This is a genomic window from Vibrio hepatarius (assembly GCF_001274785.1).
GTDB classification, from domain to species: Bacteria; Pseudomonadota; Gammaproteobacteria; order Enterobacterales; family Vibrionaceae; genus Vibrio; species Vibrio hepatarius.
Window position 1 is genome coordinate 12,374 of record NZ_LHPI01000018.1, and the last position, 20,284, is coordinate 32,657.

Consider the following 20,284-nt stretch of genomic DNA (forward strand, 5'->3'; position numbering starts at 1 on the left):
CCGCCTAGGAATTTAATACCTGGTATCGACCTCATTCTGGTTCAAAAACGCGCCATCGACATTCAAGAGATCACGATAGTAGGTTTCGAACATCAAAATGTTTTGCACGTAACCACGGGTTTCATTGAACGGTATCGCCTCAATGAAAGCATAGGCATCCAACTTGCCTTGTGTACGTTCGCGCCAGGTTTTGACTCGATGTGGACCCGCATTATACGCAGCAAACGCAAAAATTCGATTGTTATCGTATTGCTCCAACAAACCTTTTAGGTAGTGGCTGCCAATCTCGATATTTTTGCCGACTTCGTACAAGTCATTACTGCTATCGTAGCTTAGTTCGTATTTACGCGCGGTATATTTCGCCGTTGAAGGCATGATTTGCATGATACCACGAGCGCCAACCGGAGACTTCGCTTCGATGTCCATCGCGCTTTCCTGACGAGCTAACGACATCAAAGTAATCGGGTCAATGCTGTGCTTTTCGCCATAGAAATTAAACCACCAGCGGTGAGCAATTGGGAAACGCAGCTTCAGGTTATCCCACATTTTCGCCTTGATACTGGCAGTAACCGTTAAATGGTGCCAACGCTTGTAGGAAGCATACGCGGCCAACATCTCTTTCTGCTCTTCATTCGCTCGTGCCAGCAACCAGTACCATTCACTTTTTGCCGCAGCAATTTTATCGCGCTCGATCAGCTCTTCAATTCGCACCAAAGACGAGTTAAACGGCTTGATGAGCGCCTTGTTTAACGTCACCGTCGACACAGGGTAATCGATAGAGCGCTTGATCTCTTTCGCCGCGGCAACGCTGTAGAAGTTACGTTGACCGACCAGTTTTTCAAGTCGTTGATGGCCTTTCTGTTTCTCGCCAGTTGCCACTTCACTTCTGCCTAGCCAGTACTGCCAGCGCAATGAGTTCTGCAGCTCAGGAGGCATACGCGCAATCCAGTCCATAACACCTTGCCAGTCCATTTCTTGGATTGCCAAACGCGTTCTGCGCTCCAGTAGCGATGAGTTAGCAGAACCAGCAATCGCGCCATCTCGCCATTGTGCTAGCTCGGCAGAGTCGGTGTTGATCAGACGAATCGCCAGATAATCGGCAATGGATTGACTCTGTTCCTTTGTTAGCTTCTGCGCTTTAACTGCACTGTCAAAGACAGCCTGAGCTTGTTTCACATCTTTACGCGCCAGCTTTTTCAAACCGAGTATGGTTTGCTGCTGATAAAATTCACTCGCGTCATGTTGGCGAGCGAATTCAAGCACACTCTCTGGTTTGGTGAACAACGCTTTCATATCTGTAGCTTGCTGCTTGGCTTGGTCTGATTTGAGTAGCTTTTGCAGGTAATTCATCAAAGCGCCATTACGCGCCTCAAATGCGAGTAGCATACGCTCCATCACTTGCGCGTCGGTTCTTAAGCCCGCTTCGCTCCAAGCGTTAAATAGCGGGTCGCAGGCACCTGAAACACTGCTACCGGACAACCAGAGTTTCTCGGCACCTTTAAACGCTGCGTCGTGCTTGCCTTGCTGATATAGCGCATTGTAGTAATGGCACTGGTAAGTCTCTCCTGCCGGCTCGTGCTGTTGAAACTCGAGTAGCCTTGCCCATTGTTCTTGACTGGCTAGCTGGCTAAGGTATGGCGCACTGATTCGTCTGGAAAACGGAAAGGCCTTATGCGACTCGATAAACTGTTCGACTTCCGCTGGAGAGCGCTCGCCAATATCGACTAAAAACGCACGGTAATCCACGTAAGGCGTTAGCGGGTAATCTTTAATTTGATTGCGAATTGTCTGGTACTTCGCAACATCTCTCGCATCTAAGAGCTCTTGCGCTTGATCGTAAATATCACGTTGTTGCTGAAGAGTCATAGCCACAGCAGAGGTGGCATAACTTGCGCTGCAAACCATCGATGTCATAACCAACAGCGATGAAGGAATGCGATGCAGCGACTTTGAAAGCGTCGACACCATGTTTCTCTTCCCATTGAGAGTAGTGAAATGAATCCCTAATTAAGCTCATTGTAAGCCGTGCTGTAAAGTGAGATGGCGAAAATAAAAATAATTTCACATTACTGTGACATTCGACGAGCCTCATTAAATATTTACTGCCTGAATCATCAACTAAATTAATGATTTTTGTCGTAACCGTTTTCAGGGTAACAAACGCTATCATCTTGGTATAAAATGTCGGTTTACCGTGAATTGAAATGTTAGGAACGATCGGCAATGGCTGAATACGTATATACGATGTCGCGCGTGAGCAAAATTGTGCCACCAAAGCGACAAATTCTTAAAGACATCTCTCTGAGCTTCTTCCCTGGCGCAAAAATTGGTGTGTTAGGTCTAAACGGTGCAGGTAAATCGACGCTACTACGCATCATGGCGGGTATCGATACTGACATCGATGGTGAAGCACGTCCACAACCTGGATTGAACGTGGGTTACCTACCACAGGAGCCGGTACTGGATGAATCAAAGACCGTTCGTGAAATCGTTGAAGAAGCAGTCTCTGACGTAGCTGGTGCACTTAAACGCCTTGATGCGGTATATGCTGCATACGCAGAACCAGATGCCGATTTCGATGCGCTGGCAAAAGAGCAAGGCGAGCTTGAAGCGCTGATTCAGGCGAAAGATGGTCACAACCTTGATAACGCGTTAGAGCGCGCTGCTGACGCTCTTCGTCTTCCAGAGTGGGACCAAAGAATTGCACACCTATCAGGTGGTGAGCGCCGCCGTGTTGCCATTTGTCGCCTGCTACTCGAAAAGCCAGACATGCTGCTGCTCGACGAACCAACCAACCACTTGGACGCAGAATCTGTTGCATGGCTTGAGCGTTTCCTAGTCGATTACTCAGGTACTGTTGTGGCGATCACCCACGACCGTTACTTCCTAGATAACGCAGCGGGTTGGATTCTTGAGCTTGACCGTGGTGAAGGTATTCCATGGGAAGGCAACTACACCTCTTGGCTAGAGCAGAAAGATGCGCGTCTACAACAGGAAGCATCGCAAGAAAGCGCTCGTCAAAAGACCATCGAGAAAGAGCTTGAATGGGTACGTAAGAACCCTAAAGGTCGTCAGGCAAAATCTAAAGCGCGTATGGCTCGCTTCGAAGAACTGCAAAGTACTGACCACCAGAAACGTAACGAAACTAACGAACTGTTTATCCCGCCAGGTGAGCGTTTGGGTGACAAGGTTATCGAAGTGAATAACCTAACCAAGTCATTCGACGGTCGCGTACTGATTGATGACCTATCATTCAGCATCCCTAAAGGTGCGATCGTCGGTATCATCGGTGCCAACGGTGCAGGTAAATCGACGCTGTTTAAGATGCTTAGCGGCACTGAACAACCAGACTCAGGTACGATTGAGATGGGTGATACTGTGAAACTGGCGTCTGTTGAGCAGTTCCGTGACTCGATGAACGATAAGAACACCGTGTTCCAAGAGATCTCTGAAGGCGCTGATATCATTAAGATCAACAACTTCGAAATCCCAGCACGTGCTTACTGTTCACGTTTCAACTTCAAAGGCTCTGACCAACAGAAGATCATCGGCGAACTGTCTGGTGGTGAGCGTAACCGTGTCCACCTAGCAAAACTGCTTAAAGCGGGCGGTAACGTATTGCTACTCGATGAACCGACCAACGACCTTGACGTAGAAACACTGCGTGCGCTTGAGGAAGCACTGCTTGAGTTCCCAGGCTGTGCCATGGTTATCTCGCACGACCGTTGGTTCCTTGACCGTATTGCGACGCACATCATCGACTACCGCGATGAAGGCCAAGTTAACTTCTACGAAGGTAACTACACGGAATACATGGAATGGCTGAAGAAGACCCTTGGTCCAGAAGCAGCAGAGCCACACCGCATCAAATACAAGCGTATCGCAAAATAATACGCTTGAATTATGTGCAAAGGCCGCTTAAATTAGCGGCCTTTATTATTTGCCTCGCATAACCGAGAATTTCGCTGTCGAGTACAAATAATTATTGCGAAGCACTCAGCATAGCGACTAACCTTATTTTGATAATCCAATAATTTCGAGATAAGAGAGATATCTATGCCAGAACGTCGCCATTTTTCGCGCATTGTCTATCGCACTCCTGCCATCCTTGTACAAGGTGAGCAAACGATCAATGCGTCGATTAGAGATCTGTCATTGCACGGTTTACTTATCAAAAGCGATCAAGCCAGCGAGCTTAATCTCGACAAGCAAATTGATGTGGAATTTGCGCTTTTAGGTAGTGATATCACTATCCAGCTTACCGGCAACATCGTCGAAATTAATAATAATATGATTCGTCTTAGCATTGATCATATTGATATTGAAAGTATTGGATACCTGAAGCGTTTAGTTGAACTCAATGTCGGTGACGACGAGTTGCTCTACAGGGATATAGAGCACTTATCCGAACTGGGTGAACATACTTAACGAACAACTTATGTCTAGAAAAATTACTATCTCCATTCCCGGCTCCAACGGTGAAACACGCTTTTATCTTTCGCGCCCCGTTTTCGCCGTTTCTCTTACCGCTTTACTCGCGTCAATTATTTCAGGGGCAGTCTATGTCCATGGCAATATTGAAAAAGACCAAATCGCGCAAGCGAAATACGACGCGCTGATTGATAAACTCAGCCAAGTTGAAAAAGAGAAAGACGATCTTGAACAGCTCTATACCGCGCAAGTGGGTGAAACTCATTCACTCTCGCAAGAGCTAGAAGATAAAAACAACATGATCAACATCTTAGGCCGACGAGTTTACGACGTTGAATCCGCGCTTGGCCTCGCTGACCCATTCGCGAATGAAGAGAGCAGTCTCGAAAACCGTCTCGATGCCGCCGCGGTGGATTCTGCGGTACGTGCAACGCTATTTCGCATGATCCCTAACGATACGCCGATCGATTATCAGCGCATCTCATCCTCTTATGGCAGACGCACTAACCCAATCACTGGCAAACGTCATACCCATACCGGTATCGATTTAACTTGTGACCGTGGTGACCCGATTTACGCGCCGGCTGACGCTGTCGTAGAGACGGTTCGCCCAAGCTCCAAAGGCTTCGGTAACTTCCTGACGCTAAGACACTCTTTTGGCTTTATGAGCTCATACGCGCACCTGTCCAAATTCAAGGTACGCAGCGGGCAATTTGTCAGTAAAGGGGATTTGATCGCGACCTGTGGCAACTCAGGTAACTCTACCGGCCCTCACCTTCATTACGAAGTACGCTTTTTAGGCCGTCCGTTGAACCCGCGCTACACCATGGAGTGGACGCCAGAGAACTTCAACTATCTGTTTGAAAAAGAGAAGACGGTGAAATGGGCACCATTGGTGGACTTGATTGATAATACAGTGCGACTACAGATCAACTTGACCAATAACCCATACGTTGAAAACAACGTGAATACGGTTAAAAACGAAGAAACGCCCGCGAAAGCTGAAATTACCAGCGTGCAATAATCCAAAAAAGAGCTGCCATTGGCAGCTCTTTTTATTTTTCGATGAGCGATAGGTTATGCTCGGTGAATCGAATCGTTGGCCTGCTTCAGCAAATTCTGGCTCTCATGCATAAACTGCTGAGAGTAATCACCAAACCAATCACTCACTTTGTTGAAGTTCTCAACGAATGCCTGCTTATCTTTACCATCCAGAATCGTTAACGCTTCACCAAAGCATTGGTGGAAACGCTTGATCATCTCGATGTTCTCTTCGGAAGAGAGAATAATGTCACCGTAAAGGTTCGGGTCTTGTCCAAACAAACGTCCAACCATCGCCAGCTCTAGTCGATAAATTGGCGAGCTAAGCTGCAGCAACTTATCGATACTTGGGTTTTCTCGGCTTAAATGTAGACCGTAAGCAAACGAGGTAAAGTGACGTAAGGCTTGAATCAAAGTCATGCCATGGTCGTGCTCTGCCGCATCGATATGGCATAAGCTCGCTCCCCAGATCGAGAACTGCTTGAGCAGCCATTCGTACTGCTCTTGACCACGACCATCACAGTAAACAATCACCTGTTTCGCTAAGCTTGGTACATCTGGACCAAACATCGGGTGTAACCCCACTACTGGCCCTTGATGCACCGCCATCATCGCTTGTAGCGGCTTAGATTTAATCGACGTCAAATCACACAAAATGCAGTCTTGTGGCAAGTTAGCGAGCTTTTCAATCACACCCTGAGTGAGATGAATCGGCACAGTCACGACGACTAATCCCGCATCCGCCAAGATCTCATCAGCATGGTCCCAATCTTGGCTACCCAACACTTTTACTTGGTAACCAGACAGTTTAAACATGCGGCCAAACAATCCACCCAGTTGGCCGTTACCCCCGACGATAACCACCGATCGAAGTTCAGGGTTAAGGCACTTAAAGCCCGAGTCTTTTTCACTCGCGTAAGACTCACGCATCGTACGACGCAAAATGTCTTCAATCAGTTGCGGAGGAACGCCCTTTTTCTCAGCTTCTTCTCGGCGAGAGGCCAACATGGCTGCTTCTCTATCTGGGGCATAAATCGGCAAGCCATGCTCGCTTTTAACCTCACCCACTTTCTCTACAAGCGCTAAACGCTGCGCCAGTAGGTCTAAGATCTGCTTATCTACTGCGTCTATTTGGTCGCGCAGCTCGTTCAGTTCAACAGCCATCGATATTCCCTGCTAAATTCTACTTCTTACCCTTTCAGGCGGTCTTCCAAGAATGGCACTAGCTCTTCGTGTGCATGACGCAATAGTGCCTCAGTTGTATCCCAATTAATACAAGCATCGGTGATAGATACGCCATATTGCATTTCTTTTAAAGGAATATCAGACGATTGATTGCCTTCATTGATGTGGCTCTCAATCATCAGGCCAATCACTGACTTGTTACCTTCACGAATTTGATGGATAACATCTTCGGCCACCAGCGGCTGACGACGGTAATCTTTACGCGAGTTCGCGTGGCTGCAGTCAACCATTAACGATGCATCTAAGCCCGCTTTCGCCATTTCTTCTTCACACTCAGCAACAGAAACTGAATCGTAGTTTGTCTGTTTACCACCACGCAGAATCACGTGACCGTTTGGGTTACCTTGTGTGGTGAGTAGCGCTACCTGACCTTCGCGGTTGATACCCATGAAACGGTGACTAGATGACGCCGCTTGCATCGCGTTTATCGCCGTAGCCAAGCTACCATCGGTGCCGTTTTTGAAGCCGATAGGCATAGATAGACCACTCGCCATTTCACGGTGAGTCTGAGATTCCGTCGTACGTGCGCCAATCGCTGCCCAACTGAATGTATCGGCCAAGTACTGCGGACTGATCGGATCCAGCGCTTCTGTCGCAAGTGGGATTTCCATTTCTGCCAGTTCAACCAGCAGCTTACGCCCAACATGCAGGCCATGCTCGATATCAAACGTACCATCTAGATGCGGATCGTTAATCAGGCCTTTCCAGCCAACGGTAGTTCGAGGCTTTTCAAAGTAAACACGCATAACAATATACAGTTGGTCATTAAGTTGAGCCGACAGCTCTTTAAGGCGACGCGCGTATTCCTTCGCCGCGTCCACATCGTGAATAGAACATGGACCACAAACCACAAGTAGGCGGTGATCTTTCTTATGAATAATATTGGCGATCGTCTGTCGGGATTCTTGGATAAAACGACGCGCTTGGTCACTCAACGGGATTTTGGCTTTTAGCTCATCGGGAGTAACTAAAACCTGTTCATCACTGATATTGATATTGCTTAATTCACTTCTTTGCATGACTCTTAACCTGTATATTTTATTTTACACCTAGATAACCCATCTATCTTTATCGGTGAATAACCACACCTTAACAGCCTAAATTTAAATTTCAACCGTAAACTTTAAAAAACACTTAGTGTAAAATTAAATTTACAACACTAAATAAACTCAGCTTTATCCGAAAATAGTAAGATAAACATACTTTCTCTACTCGAAGTTATCTAAAATAAGCCAAAACCACTGACTGAAATCGTTATGGATCTCGTCCTCTCCTTACTACAACAGATGTGTGTCTATCTTGTCTTAGCCTATATGCTGAGCAAGACGCCGATCTTTCTCCCTTTGCTGAACATTTCCAATCGGCGTAGCCATAAACTCAGCGTTTATGTGTTGTTCTCTCTATTTTGTATTATGGGGACCTATTTTGGTCTGCAGATTAACGACGCGATTGCCAACACTCGAGCAATGGGCGCGGTCATGGGCGGCTTGTTTGGTGGACCGGTGGTGGGATTCTTCGTCGGCCTAACTGGCGGGATACACAGATATACCTTGGGTGGTTTTACTGACTTAGCTTGCGCGATCTCGACCACTGCAGAAGGCCTTATCGGTGGTTTACTGCACAGCTACTTACTGCGAAAAGGCAAACGCGAGCAACTGTTTAATCCTAGCGTAGTATTCAGTATCACCTTGGTTGCCGAAGTGATTCAGATGGCGATCATCCTTGTGGTCGCTAAACCGTTCGACCAAGCTTACACGCTAGTGTCGGCAATCTCAGCGCCAATGATCATCACCAACTCGGTCGGTGCTGCGCTGTTTATGAGCATTCTGCAAGACCGCAAAACCATTTTTGAAGAATACTCTGCGACATTCTCACGCCGAGCACTCAATATCGCAGAGCGCTCTGTGGGGATACTGATCTCAGGGTTTAACACCGAAAATGCCGAGAAGATTGCGCGTATCGTTTACGAAGAAACTAACGTTGGCGCGGTTTCGATCACTGACGATGAAAAAATCCTCGCGTTTGTTGGTATTGGCGACGACCACCACCGACCTGAAACCCCAATATCTTCACAAAGTACGTTAGACGCGATCAGCCAAAACGACATCATTTACCTCGACGGCAAAGAGAAAGCGTATCAATGCTCGATTTCTCCGGACTGCAAACTGGGTAGCGCGCTGATCATTCCTTTGCGCGCCGGCGATAAGGTGATCGGTACCATCAAACTCTACGAACCAAAGCGCAAACTGTTCTCAACGATCAACATGTCGATGGCCGAAGGGATCGCGCAATTGCTGTCGAGTCAAATCTTGTTCGGCGATTACCAACAAAAGCGTACGCTGCTTTCTCAAGCCGAGATTAAGCTGCTGCAGGCGCAGGTTAACCCACACTTCCTGTTCAACGCGTTAAACACCATCAGTGCTGTGATTCGTCGTGACCCAGCCAAAGCGCGTGAGTTAATCCAACATCTATCGCACTTTTTCCGCAGTAACCTCAAACAAGATATCGACACCGTTACACTGAAAGAAGAGCTGGCGCATGTAAACGCGTATTTGACGATAGAGAAAGCGCGCTTTACCGATAGACTTGAGGTCAATATCGATATCGACGACGCCTTACTCAATCGCAAACTGCCGACCTTTACCTTGCAGCCTTTGGTCGAGAACGCCATTAAGCACGGAATCTCGAACTTACTGGAAGGTGGTCATGTCCACATCTACAGTCAGAATGTGGTCGGCGGTTATCAGCTGGTGGTTGAAGATGACGCAGGCAGTTATGTCGCACCGCAGGACGACCATGCTGGACTTGGCATGCAAATCGTCGATAAGCGACTCACCAATAAATTCGGACGACTCTCGGCGCTTAAAATTGACGTCGAGCCAAACAAATTCACCCGAATGAGCTTCTTCATTCCGGATGAGAACACGTATTAGGGTATCTACATGCTTTCTGCTTTAGTCATAGACGACGAACTTTTCGCCCGAGAAGAGCTAACGGAACTACTAGAAGAAACAGGACAAATTGAAGTCATTGGTCACGCCAGCAACGCGATCGAGGGGTTGAAAAAAATCAACCAACTCAAGCCTGACGTGGTGTTTCTCGATATTCAAATGCCGCAGATCACCGGTATTGAACTGCTGGGCATGTTAGACCCTGACACCATGCCAAAAGTGGTATTTGTGACCGCTTACGATGAGTTTGCCATTCAGGCGTTTGAAGACAATGCGTTTGACTACCTGTTAAAGCCAGTCGATACCTGTCGATTAGAGAAGACCGTCAAGCGCTTACTGAAATCTGAGTATCAGGAGCAGGCAAGTCCTGCGGTTCTCGCGCCGCAAACTCTCGACCAAGTTCCGTGCATTGGCCATAATCGAATTATGATCATCCCTACCCAAGACGTTGAGTTTGCTTACACCGATATCAGCGGCGTGCATGTTCAAACGCGTGAGCAGAAAGCGACCTCTCAACTGACGTTAAAAGTGTTGGAAGAAAAAACCCCGCTGGTTCGCTGTCATCGCCAGTTTCTGGTCAATATCAAAGCGATCAAAGAGATCAAGTTGTTGGAAAACGGTCTGGCCGAAATCATTACCGTCAGCAACCACCCGATTCCAGTCAGTCGCCGTTACTTAAAAACGCTCAAAGAGCTGCTAGGTTTCCACTAAGCGAGTCGCCAATACAAATCGATAAAAAAAGAGCCACAATCGTGGCTCTTTCGTTCAATTTAGGCTCTCTTAGCCCAGCATGCGCTTCATCGCTTCTGACGCTTGCTTCCACTTTTCACTGCTTTGGAGCTCAGACAAACTAAAGCTTTGCTTTTTAAGCAGTCCTTGCGCCGCTGGCATCTCAAGGATTGGCAAGTTATCGAGTACTTCAATCTGAGCATCTCGCTGATTGCACACCAACAGCATGTCACAACCCGCGACCAAAGATTGGTGAGCACGCTCGGCTGGCCCGCCCATGATCGCTGCCCCTTCCATGGTTAAGTCATCAGAGAAGATAATGCCTTTAAAGCCAAGCTGTTGGCGAAGCACTTGTTTGAGCCAATATTCTGAACCACTTGCTGGCTGCTCATCATAATGCGGATACACCACATGAGCAGGCATCATCGCGTCTAGAATCCCGCTATCGATCTGAGCTTTGAATACCTGCATATCCAGCTCAAATATATCGTCACGCTGATCAAATGGCGTTTCTAAGTGAGAGTCAGCAATCACACCGCCATGACCAGGAAAGTGCTTACCTGTGGTTGCCATACCCACCGCTTTCATACCGTTCATATACGCGGTGCTGTGGCGGATAATGCTATCGACATCCTCGCCAAAAGCACGATTGCCGATCGCTTTACACTCATGTCCTTTATCCAGCACTGGCGCAAAACTCAGGTCGATATCATGAGCGATCAGTTCTGCCGCCATCAACCAACCGCCTAACTCGGCCAGTTGCTCGCCGTTGTTGTGCTTGGCGTATTCCTGTGCGGCGGGAATAAGTGAGAAACCTTCACGAAAACGCTGCACGCGCCCTCCTTCCTGATCCACACCAATCAAGATTGGACGTTTCGCAGCTTGGCGAATTGCCTTGTTCAGCGCGATAAGTTGCTTGTTATCGTGGTAATTTCTTGCAAACAGAATCACCCCACCAACGGTAGGATGCTCTAGAATTTCTTTATCTTCTGCGGTCAGCTCACAGCCTTCCACGTCTAGCCACAACGGTCCCATAAGGTTTCCTTTATTATTTCTAAGCTATTGTTTTAGCGCCGCAACCGCGGACTTACTTTGTTCTATTAGTTGGTCGGCCTGCTCTTCCAATTGAGTTAAGGCAATAAAGAGCAAGTCGGTAATCATTAATTGGCTGTCTCGCGCGGTAATGGACGAGCTACGGATCTGTTCTTCATCAGCCGCGCTGACCAACTTAATATCCGCGTACTTGTCGAGCGGTGTCGGCGCAAACTGGCTGACCGTGATCACCTTAGCCCCTTTACTGCATGCCAATTGGGCGATCTTGATCACCTCTTGGCTGCGCCCAGAATAAGACAAGGCCACCAGCACATCTTTGTCGTTCAACGCCGAAGCATTGGCAATCTGCACATGGGTATCGTGCTCAGCGTGCACCGCATGCCCAATCTTCATCAATTTGAACGCTAGGTCTTTTGCCACCAGTGAAGAAGCTCCAACACCTGCAACCTGAATTTTTTCTGCCAAATGCAAAAACTGAGCGGCATTTTGCACCTGCTCACCATCGTTGAGAATAACGGTTCGCTCTAGCGACTGATGTTTACTGGCCAGCAGTTTCTCCATCACCAAATCAGGGTGGTCGTTGCGGGTAATGGAACCATGGATCATTTTGCGCGAAACAGGCTGATAGGCAAGCTCATTCTCATACAGCTTGAGCTTCATTTCTGAAAAGCCGCGATAACCCAGTTTTTGGCTAAACTTCACAATCGTCGACTGGCTGACACCGATCGCTTTCGCCAACTCGGGGGACGAACTCTTCTTAACCAACTGCGGGTGGTCCAGCAGATATTGGCCTATTTTTGCATCAGAGGGTGAAAGCTTAGGCAACAACGCTTTCACCTTTGCCAGTCCTTTCATAGCCAGTCTCCTTCGCGTCGCTTTCAGCCTGAAACAGGAATAGATTGAGTGTAGCGAATTTTACTTCAACACTGGAATAGGTATTCCTACCCACTATCCCATTTGGAATAAAAATGGCAGAACTCTGATACTCCGCTCACACAATTCAATTGGTCATTATTCCACCAGGGAATAGATTTTGCGAACCGCTATTCATCCCGCCACTCTATACAAAACGACAATAATATATTCATGCTAAGGAGTTGCTATGAATACCCTCTTTACCTCGCTTGATTGGGCAGTGTTTGCGGTCTATTTCGCTGTCATCATCTACACTGGCTGGTACTTCAGCCGGACCAAAGTCACTACGACCAAGGACTACTTCTTAGGCGGGAATAGTATGCCGATGTGGGTCGTTGCGGTTTCTGTTTTGGCTACCTCACAATCTGCTGCAACTTTTCTAGGTGGGCCAGAATCAAGCTACCGTGGCAACTTGACTTACCTCGCGACGAATATCGGTGGGATCATCGGTGCGCTGTTTGTTGCTTGGGTACTGATTCCTCGCTTCTACGAGAACAAAGTTTCAACCGTGTATGAATTACTGCAGGTCCGTTTCGGCGATAAAACCAAACGCCGCGCGGGTAGTATGTATTTGGTCGGTCGTGTCTTTGCTTCAGGTTCGCGTCTGTATATGGCGGCCATTGCGGTTTCAATGATCTTGTTCACCAACATCGACCCACAAAGCGTGATCATGTCAGTCATTATCTTGGTTGCGGTCGGTCTCGCTTACACCTATATGGGCGGCATTCGCTCGGTAATTTGGAGTGACTTGATCCAGTTGATTGTCTACGTTGGCGCCGCGATTGCGGTAATTATTTATCTGCTTGGTCAAATCCCGGCGGATATGGGACAAATCGTTAATGCACTGCAAAACCCTGGCGGTGATCAGCAATCAAAACTGACCTTACTGGATTTCCGTCTTGATTTTGGTCCGGCGGGCACGTTCAGCTTCTGGGCATGTATTACTGGTTTTGTGTTGTTGAACATTGGTGCATTCGGCCTTGACCAAGATATGACTCAACGTGTGCTGACGTGTAAAGACGCTAAACAAGGTTCGCGAGCGATGATCAACTCAATCATCTACTCTATCCCTGTGGTTCTGGTCTTTATGACTATTGGCCTGTTGCTATACATCTTTTACCAACGACCAGAACTAATGGGCGGCGGCGATAAAGAAGTGGTGCAGAGTTTTAACGGTGAAAACGTGACGATCTTTATGTATTACGTGCTGAACGAAATGCCTGCAGGCTTGCGTGGTCTCGTAACGGTTGGCGTCGTCGCAGCAGCGCTTTCAACCCTCAACTCTGGCTTGAACTCGATGTCATCGGTAGCAATTCAAGATATTTACCGTCCATGGAAAGAAGCGCGTAGCGGCAAACAAGCAGAGCTGCACTATGTAACAGCGGGTCGATTCGGTATGGCGGCGGCAGCGATTGCGCTTGGTAGCATGGCCATCCTTTGTTACTACTGGCAGCAGTACACAGATATGCCATTGTTGTCGTTCGCATTAAGTGTAATGGTGTTTGCTTACACGGGGCTACTGGGGGTGTACTTTACCGCCATCTTCACCAACCGCGGCAGTGAGTCTTCGGTTGCCATGGCGCTTGTATCAGGCTTCTTAACCACTTTACTACTGCAAGCATACATCTGGGACAGCGTGATGAGCATCATCAACCCTGACTGGGTCGGCGTAAGACTCGCGTTCCCTTACCAACTATGTATTGGTACTGCGGTATCAACCATTGTGTGTTTGATGGGTAAAGCGCAAAATCAAGAGCAGAATCAACTACAGGCTGCCAAAGGATGATCACCCATTACTTAGCCGTGGATGGCGGTGGTACCAAAACCGCCATCCAATTAACGCCCGCAATTCATAACGGGGGCGAACACGCAATCACTCTGACGACAGGCCCGTCTTCGTTGACCCAACAAGGCGAACAAGGCATACAAACCATCGTCGGTGGATTACGAGAGATACTGCAACAACACCAACTTTCACCAGCTCAATGTATGTTGGTGGCAGGTGTGGCTGGCGCAAGCAATAGCGAGCTAAAGCAATTACTTGATGACGCGCTCGCGCCATTTCCACATCGCTTGGTCACAACGGATGCACATATCAGCTTGGCGGGCGCTAGAAATGGCAATGCGGTCAACTGCATCGCGATTGGCACTGGCACCGTTGCAACTCGCTTAAACCCCGACAGTAGTGTCTCTTTGATTGGCGGCTGGGGCTTTCCTATCGGCGACCAGGGTGGCGGCGCTTGGCTTGGTTTTGAAGCGGTTCGCGCGTTAATTCGCTCAATAGATACCGGCCAGTCGAGCGTGTTGGCCAATGTGATTCGTTCGGCAATCGGCTCACAACGTTCTGAGATTTTAAACTGGGTTAAAGCGGCCAATGCCACGCGCTATGCGCAGCTTGCTCCTGCGGTAACCGACAGCGCAAATCAGGGTTGTGGAGTGGCTAAAGCCATCATCCAGCAGGGCGTTGAACATATCGAATCGCTAGTAAAAGATTGTTGTCAAAATAATGACTTAGATATCGTTTTCCTTGGTAGTCTAGGTCAATACTATCAACCAAAGCTTGCAAACCAATGGCAGACTCGCTGTATTGCACCACAGGGAAATGCACTAGACGGTGCGACCCTGCTGGCGAGCCAGTTATCAGGAGAATGAACATGACTCAAGAGTTGTATATCGGTGTGATGTCCGGCACCAGCATGGACGGCGTAGACACTGCCTTAGTCGCTTTTGACGGCAACCAACCGTCGTTACTCGCACATGATGAATTTCCGATGCCAGAGTCATTAAAACAGCGACTGCTTGACGTGTGTATTGGTCAGCAAACAAATCTGATCGAAATTGGCGAGTTGGACCATCTCCTTGGCCACTTATTTGCGGATGCGGTCAATCAACTGCTGGATAAATCCGGCTACCACGCTGAGCAAATTTGTGCGATCGGTAATCACGGCCAAACGGTCTACCACCAGCCGCAAGGCGATGTGCCGTTTACCATGCAGATTGGTGATGCCAACATCATCGCCGCTAAAACCGGCATCGATACCATTGCCGACTTTCGTCGAAAAGATATGGCATTGGGCGGCCAAGGCGCACCGTTAGTCCCTGCTTTCCATCAAACCATTTTCCATTCGCAAGACTCAAGTGTTGTGGTGTTGAACATCGGCGGCATCGCCAATATCTCGGTGATTCAACCTCAGCAAAAGGTGCTCGGTTACGACACTGGACCGGGCAATATGTTGATGGACAGTTGGTGCTTACGCCATACGGGTAACAAGTACGACAAAGATGCCGCATTTGCCAAAACGGGCAAAGTCAGTGCTGAGCTGTTAAAACAGTTGATGAACGAAAGCTACCTTGCTCAGCCTGCACCGAAAAGTACCGGGCGAGAGCTGTTCAACTTACCTTGGTTAGACAAGCAGTTGAGTCTGTTCGATTTAGCAGCCGAAGACGTTCAGCGTACCCTGTGCGAATACACCGCACAAACCATCGCCAACGAAGTCGAGTGCTATGCGTTTGGGCCTCAACCTGAGCTTTTGGTATGCGGAGGCGGTGCAAGAAACCCGCTCGTTATGGAAAGGCTTACAGCCTTGTTACCTAACTGGAACGTGGCGCCAACCAGCGACAAAGGCGTCGACAACGACTACATGGAAGCGATGGCTTTTGCTTGGCTTGCTTATCGCCGTGTTCACAATTTGCCAAGCAATTTGCCCGAAGTCACCGGAGCCAGTAAGCTAGCTTCGCTCGGTGTGATGTACTTTGCGGATAAATAAGGACCATTATGACTAACGATGCGCTCATTGCAGCCCTATCTCACTTAGTGTCTGAGGGACGAAACCCAGACACCATGGATATCGACTTGCTGCCGTCTCTCGAAATCGTTAAACGTATTAACCAACAGGATAAACAAGTCCCGTTGGCGGTAGAAAAAGTATTACCGGAAGTCGCGCAAGCCGTCGATAAAATCACCGCCGCATTTAAACAAGGTGGTCGTCTGATTTACATGGGAGCTGGCACCAGTGGCCGACTCGGGGTACTCGATGCCTCTGAATGTCCACCAACCTTTGGTGTTTCAGACCAAATGGTGATTGGCTTAATTGCTGGCGGCCCAGAAGCGATTCTCAAAGCCAAAGAAGGTGCGGAAGACTCACCAGAGCTTGGCGTTGAGGATTTAAAAAATATCGATTTCAGCGCCAAAGATGTGGTGGTTGGCATTGCAGCCAGTGGCCGAACGCCTTACGTCATTGGTGCTTTGGAATACGCTAACGCGATTGGAGCAACAACAGTAGCGCTCTCTTGCAACCCAGATTCTGCTATTGCCGAAGCTGCGCAAATTGCCATCAGCCCGGTGGTGGGGCCAGAAGCGTTGACCGGTTCAACACGTTTGAAATCGGGCACGGCGCAAAAGTTGGTGCTTAATATGCTCACCACCGCGTCGATGATTCGTTTAGGCAAAAGCTACCAGAACTTGATGGTTGACGTAAAAGCAACCAACGCCAAGCTGGTCGCGAGAGCAGCTCGCATTGTGATGCAAGCGACAGATTGTGATAAAGCGGAAGCAACAGAAGCATTACGCCAAACCGACTACGATGTGAAATTATCGATTCTGATGATTTTAACCGGATTGGATATCGAGCATGCGCGCGAACAGCTTCATCGCCAAGATGGTTTCTTACGTAAAGCGGTACAAATCCATAGCCAAGATTAAGTTGAGTAATACGAAAACAGGGAGCGTTTTGCTCCCTGTTTTATTTTTTATCAATTACTGAGACAGGTTATATTCACTCCAGCCTCGTTGCCATTCCATACGGAATTTCTGCGCTTGTTCGGTGCCCTCACAGACGCCTTCATAGTTTTGTCCAGATAACCCCATTTGGTATGCAAAGTCTGCGTTGCAGTATTCGGCAACGCCCTCTGAATAGCCTTGTTCATAGTCACTTTGATTAACGCCACCAAGAGCTGACATTTCTTTGTACGAACGCTGGGTATGCCCTGCGACGCCATCTTGGTAACCAATTTGGTACCAGTTTCCATCTTTAGCCAATTGTTCTGTGCTTACTGCACATCCTGCTAATGACGCTACCGCTGCTAATACGACTAGTTTTTTCATTGTTATACTTCACGTTTTGTAAACTAGATTAACTAAACCACTAAATCTTGTTAATTGCCACTCGCCGTTGACAAAAACCACTCAACCTCACTTAAAACCACTCAATACCGTATACGACCACTCACTACATTAGCGAATGCTTATTGCCATCGTGGTGCGTAATATCCAACCTGAGCTTATAAAATTTACCAAGGAACAAGTGTTATGTTGTGGTTTTTAACCTGTGTTGCCGCACTGATTGGCGGTTACTTTATCTACGGTGCTTTCGTTGAGAAAGTATTCGGCATCAACGAAAAACGTCAAACTCCGGCGCACACTAAGCAAGACGGTGTTGACTACGTACCAATGTCGACCAAAAAGGTTTATCTAGTTCAGCTACTTAACATCGCGGGTGTTGGTCCAATCTTTGGCCCTATCATGGGCGCACTTTACGGTCCTGCGGCAATGTTGTGGATCGTCATGGGTTGTATCTTCGCGGGTGCAGTTCACGACTACTTCTCAGGTATGCTGTCTGTTCGCAACGGTGGTGCTTCGGTACCTACGATTACGGGTCGCTACCTAGGTAATGGCGCAAAACACTTTATGAACATTTTTGCCATTGTCCTACTGCTTCTTGTTGGTGTGGTTTTCGTATCAGCACCCGCTGGCATGATCACTAACCTAATCAACGATCAAACTAGCCTGAATGTAAGCATGACAACAATGGTTATCGCGATCTTCGCGTACTACATCATTGCGACTATTGTTCCTGTTGATAAGATCATCGGCCGCTTCTACCCACTGTTTGGCGCGCTGCTCATCTTCATGTCTGTTGGTCTAATGACTGCGATTGCTTTCTCAAGCGAGCACACAGTGATGGGTGACTTCCAAGTGTCAGACATGTTCACTAACCTAAACCCGAATGACATGCCATTATGGCCTGCGCTATTCATCACTATCGCATGTGGTGCTATCTCTGGTTTCCACGCGACTCAGTCTCCTCTGATGGCGCGTTGTATGGAAAACGAGAAGAACGGTCGCTTTGTATTCTACGGTGCAATGATCGGTGAAGGCGTTATCGCATTAATTTGGTGTGCTATCGCGCTATCTTTCTTCGGCTCTCTAGATGCACTATCTGAAGCAGTGAAGAACGGCGGTCCAGGTAACGTTGTTTACAGCTCTTCGTTCGGCCTACTAGGTGTATTCGGCGGTATCATCGCGTTCCTAGGTGTGGTTATCCTACCAATCACTTCAGGTGACACAGCGTTCCGCTCAAGCCGTCTGATCCTTGCTGAATACTTCAACATGGAACAGAAAACACTACGTAACCGCCTACTGATGGCTCTTCCACTTTTCGTTATCGGTGGCATCTTGACTCAAGTAGACTTCGGTATCATCTGGCGTTACTTCGGCTTCGCCAACCAAACAACTGCGGTAATGATGCTATGGACTGCGTCGGCTTACCTACTACGTCACAACAAGCTGCACTGGATTACGACTATCCCTGCAATGTTCATGACTACAGTGTGTGTAACTTTCATTCTGAACAACAGCACACTAGGTTTCGGTCTACCAATGCAAGTGTCGACTATCGCAGGTATCCTGTTCACGCTAGCAGCAACGGTATACGTAATTAAAAGCTCAAAAGGCAAAGGTGACATCGACCTTGCAGATGAGGAAAAACCACAAGCAGTGACAGAAACTGCCTAACCTCTTACATCACCTTTGATAATCAATAAGGGCTTCTTCAGAAGCCCTTTGTTTTGCCTGCTTTGTTTGTGGATTAAAGCCATTAGATTGAGGCAATAAAAAAGCCAGTGTATTCGCACTGGCTTTGTTCTCTCTGCAATGAGTAGGATTAGTCGACCTGTTTAATCTGTAGCTCTTTTGGCACTTCAAAGAACATGTTTTCTTCACGGCCTTGGATTTCTTCCACTGACTTAGTACCAACGATCTCTTTGATACGTTCCAGAATCTGGTTAACCAACTCTTCAGGAGCAGAAGCACCAGCAGTCACACCTACTTTGCTCTTGCCATCAAACCACTCGGTCTGGATGTCTTCAGGGCAGTCGGTTAAATAACCCGGTGTGCCTAGCTTTTCTGCTAACTCTTTCAGACGGGTTGAGTTCGATGAGTTCTTTGAACCCACCACCACAACCACATCCACGTCTTCCGCCATATCGCGCACCGCGTCCTGACGGTTTTGCGTCGCGTAACAGATATCATCTTTGCGTGGGCCTTGAATGTCAGGGAACACACGACGCAGCTCTTCAATCACATCAGCGGTTTCATCCACTGACAGCGTTGTCTGACTGACGTAATGTAGGTGGCTTGGGTCTTTGACCATTTCACGCAGCTTTTGCACATCTTCTGGCTTCTCAACCAAATACATACCACCAGTGTCGCTCGCGTACTGCCCCATGGTGCCTTCCACTTCTGGGTGACCAGCGTGGCCAATCAGAACCACTTCCATGTTCTTTCGGCTTGCGCGCGCTACTTCCATATGCACTTTGGTCACCAACGGGCACGTAGCGTCGAACACAGTCAACGCGCGCTCTTTGGCTTCTTTGCGTACCGCTTGCGACACACCATGAGCAGAAAAGATAACGATATTGTCGTCTGGCACTTCACTCAGTTCTTCAACGAAAATGGCGCCACGCTGCTTTAGCCCTTCCACAACAAAGCGGTTATGTACCACTTCATGGCGAACGTAAATCGGCGGTTGATACATTTCTAGTGCGCGCTCAACAATACTGATGGCACGGTCAACACCAGCGCAAAAACCGCGAGGGTTGGCTAACAGAATTTTCATTTCATTGCTCATGGTTCTATGTTC

At 48.1% G+C, this 20,284-nt stretch carries 17 protein-coding genes; 10 read left to right on the forward strand and 7 right to left on the reverse strand.

All coding sequences use genetic code 11. The features are described from left to right. Positions 1–12 precede the first annotated feature (12 nt). Positions 13–1,968 carry a murein transglycosylase gene (gene sltY / locus AKJ31_RS16600; protein ID WP_053410210.1) on the reverse strand — a complete coding sequence of 652 codons (1,956 nt, stop codon included), beginning with the start codon at positions 1,966–1,968 and terminating at the stop codon, positions 13–15. A 255-nt stretch (positions 1,969–2,223) separates the two neighbouring features. On the opposite strand from sltY, the gene ettA reads away from it, so the two are divergent. The 3 genes from ettA (at position 2,224) to AKJ31_RS16615 (ending at position 5,455) form a co-directional block, all read left to right on the forward strand. Continuing rightward, entirely contained in the window at positions 2,224–3,891 is a 1,668-nt protein-coding gene (ettA, locus tag AKJ31_RS16605) for an energy-dependent translational throttle protein EttA (RefSeq protein ID WP_053410211.1), read from the forward strand. Positions 3,892–4,056: 165 nt separating this feature from the next. Then, a complete protein-coding gene (locus AKJ31_RS16610; protein ID WP_053410212.1) occupies positions 4,057–4,428 on the forward strand; it encodes a PilZ domain-containing protein in 372 nt (123 codons plus the stop codon). A gap of 10 nt (positions 4,429–4,438) precedes the next feature. Next, complete coding sequence (locus AKJ31_RS16615) at positions 4,439–5,455, forward strand: M23 family metallopeptidase (protein WP_053410213.1); 1,017 nt, start codon at positions 4,439–4,441, stop codon at positions 5,453–5,455. A 53-nt stretch (positions 5,456–5,508) separates the two neighbouring features. Here the strand turns inward: AKJ31_RS16615 and tyrA are convergent, their stop codons facing one another. Together tyrA and AKJ31_RS16625 are read right to left on the reverse strand one after the other, a co-directional pair. Continuing rightward, the gene (gene tyrA, locus AKJ31_RS16620) at positions 5,509–6,636 is read right to left on the reverse strand and encodes a bifunctional chorismate mutase/prephenate dehydrogenase (RefSeq protein WP_053410214.1); all 1,128 of its coding nucleotides are present in this window, start codon (positions 6,634–6,636) and stop codon (positions 5,509–5,511) included. A 26-nt stretch (positions 6,637–6,662) separates the two neighbouring features. Next, positions 6,663–7,736, reverse strand: a complete 1,074-nt coding sequence (locus tag AKJ31_RS16625; RefSeq protein ID WP_053410215.1) for a 3-deoxy-7-phosphoheptulonate synthase — start codon at positions 7,734–7,736, stop codon at positions 6,663–6,665. 237 nt (positions 7,737–7,973) lie between these two features. On the opposite strand from AKJ31_RS16625, the gene AKJ31_RS16630 reads away from it, so the two are divergent. Continuing rightward, positions 7,974–9,650 carry a sensor histidine kinase gene (locus AKJ31_RS16630; RefSeq protein ID WP_053410216.1) on the forward strand — a complete coding sequence of 559 codons (1,677 nt, stop codon included), beginning with the start codon at positions 7,974–7,976 and terminating at the stop codon, positions 9,648–9,650. A gap of 9 nt (positions 9,651–9,659) precedes the next feature. Further along, complete coding sequence (gene btsR, locus AKJ31_RS16635; protein WP_053410217.1) at positions 9,660–10,379, forward strand: two-component system response regulator BtsR; 720 nt, start codon at positions 9,660–9,662, stop codon at positions 10,377–10,379. Between the two features lie 69 nt (positions 10,380–10,448). Here btsR and nagZ read toward each other — a convergent pair whose 3' ends face one another. Then, a complete protein-coding gene (gene nagZ / locus AKJ31_RS16640; protein ID WP_053410218.1) occupies positions 10,449–11,432 on the reverse strand; it encodes a beta-N-acetylhexosaminidase in 984 nt (327 codons plus the stop codon). A 24-nt stretch (positions 11,433–11,456) separates the two neighbouring features. Beyond that, positions 11,457–12,305, reverse strand: a complete 849-nt coding sequence (locus AKJ31_RS16645; RefSeq protein WP_053410219.1) for a MurR/RpiR family transcriptional regulator — start codon at positions 12,303–12,305, stop codon at positions 11,457–11,459. Positions 12,306–12,552: 247 nt separating this feature from the next. Here AKJ31_RS16645 and AKJ31_RS16650 point away from each other — a divergent pair, with 247 nt between their 5' ends. The 4 genes from AKJ31_RS16650 to murQ are packed head-to-tail and all read left to right on the forward strand — an operon-like array spanning position 12,553 to position 17,067. Beyond that, positions 12,553–14,151 (forward strand): sodium:solute symporter, encoded by a 1,599-nt coding sequence (locus AKJ31_RS16650; protein ID WP_053410220.1) that lies wholly within the window; start codon positions 12,553–12,555, stop codon positions 14,149–14,151. Further along, positions 14,148–15,017: a glucosamine kinase nucleotide-binding domain-containing protein gene (locus tag AKJ31_RS16655; protein ID WP_053410221.1), complete on the forward strand. Its 870-nt coding sequence runs from the start codon at positions 14,148–14,150 to the stop codon at positions 15,015–15,017. Before AKJ31_RS16650 ends, AKJ31_RS16655 begins: the two co-directional genes overlap by 4 nt. Before the next feature lie 2 nt (positions 15,018–15,019). After that, positions 15,020–16,132 (forward strand): anhydro-N-acetylmuramic acid kinase, encoded by a 1,113-nt coding sequence (locus AKJ31_RS16660; protein ID WP_416340963.1) that lies wholly within the window; start codon positions 15,020–15,022, stop codon positions 16,130–16,132. A gap of 8 nt (positions 16,133–16,140) precedes the next feature. Beyond that, positions 16,141–17,067, forward strand: coding sequence for an N-acetylmuramic acid 6-phosphate etherase (gene murQ / locus AKJ31_RS16665; protein WP_053410223.1), 927 nt, complete (start codon positions 16,141–16,143; stop codon positions 17,065–17,067). 54 nt (positions 17,068–17,121) lie between these two features. Here murQ and AKJ31_RS16670 read toward each other — a convergent pair whose 3' ends face one another. Beyond that, complete coding sequence (locus AKJ31_RS16670; protein ID WP_053410224.1) at positions 17,122–17,469, reverse strand: DUF2799 domain-containing protein; 348 nt, start codon at positions 17,467–17,469, stop codon at positions 17,122–17,124. Positions 17,470–17,673: 204 nt separating this feature from the next. Between AKJ31_RS16670 and AKJ31_RS16675 the strand changes: the two genes are divergently transcribed. After that, positions 17,674–19,158, forward strand: a complete 1,485-nt coding sequence (locus AKJ31_RS16675) for a carbon starvation CstA family protein (RefSeq protein WP_053410225.1) — start codon at positions 17,674–17,676, stop codon at positions 19,156–19,158. 148 nt (positions 19,159–19,306) lie between these two features. On the opposite strand, the gene ispH is transcribed toward AKJ31_RS16675, so the two are convergent. Continuing rightward, positions 19,307–20,272 carry a 4-hydroxy-3-methylbut-2-enyl diphosphate reductase gene (ispH, locus tag AKJ31_RS16680; protein WP_053410226.1) on the reverse strand — a complete coding sequence of 322 codons (966 nt, stop codon included), beginning with the start codon at positions 20,270–20,272 and terminating at the stop codon, positions 19,307–19,309. Between the last annotated feature and the right edge of the window lie 12 nt (positions 20,273–20,284).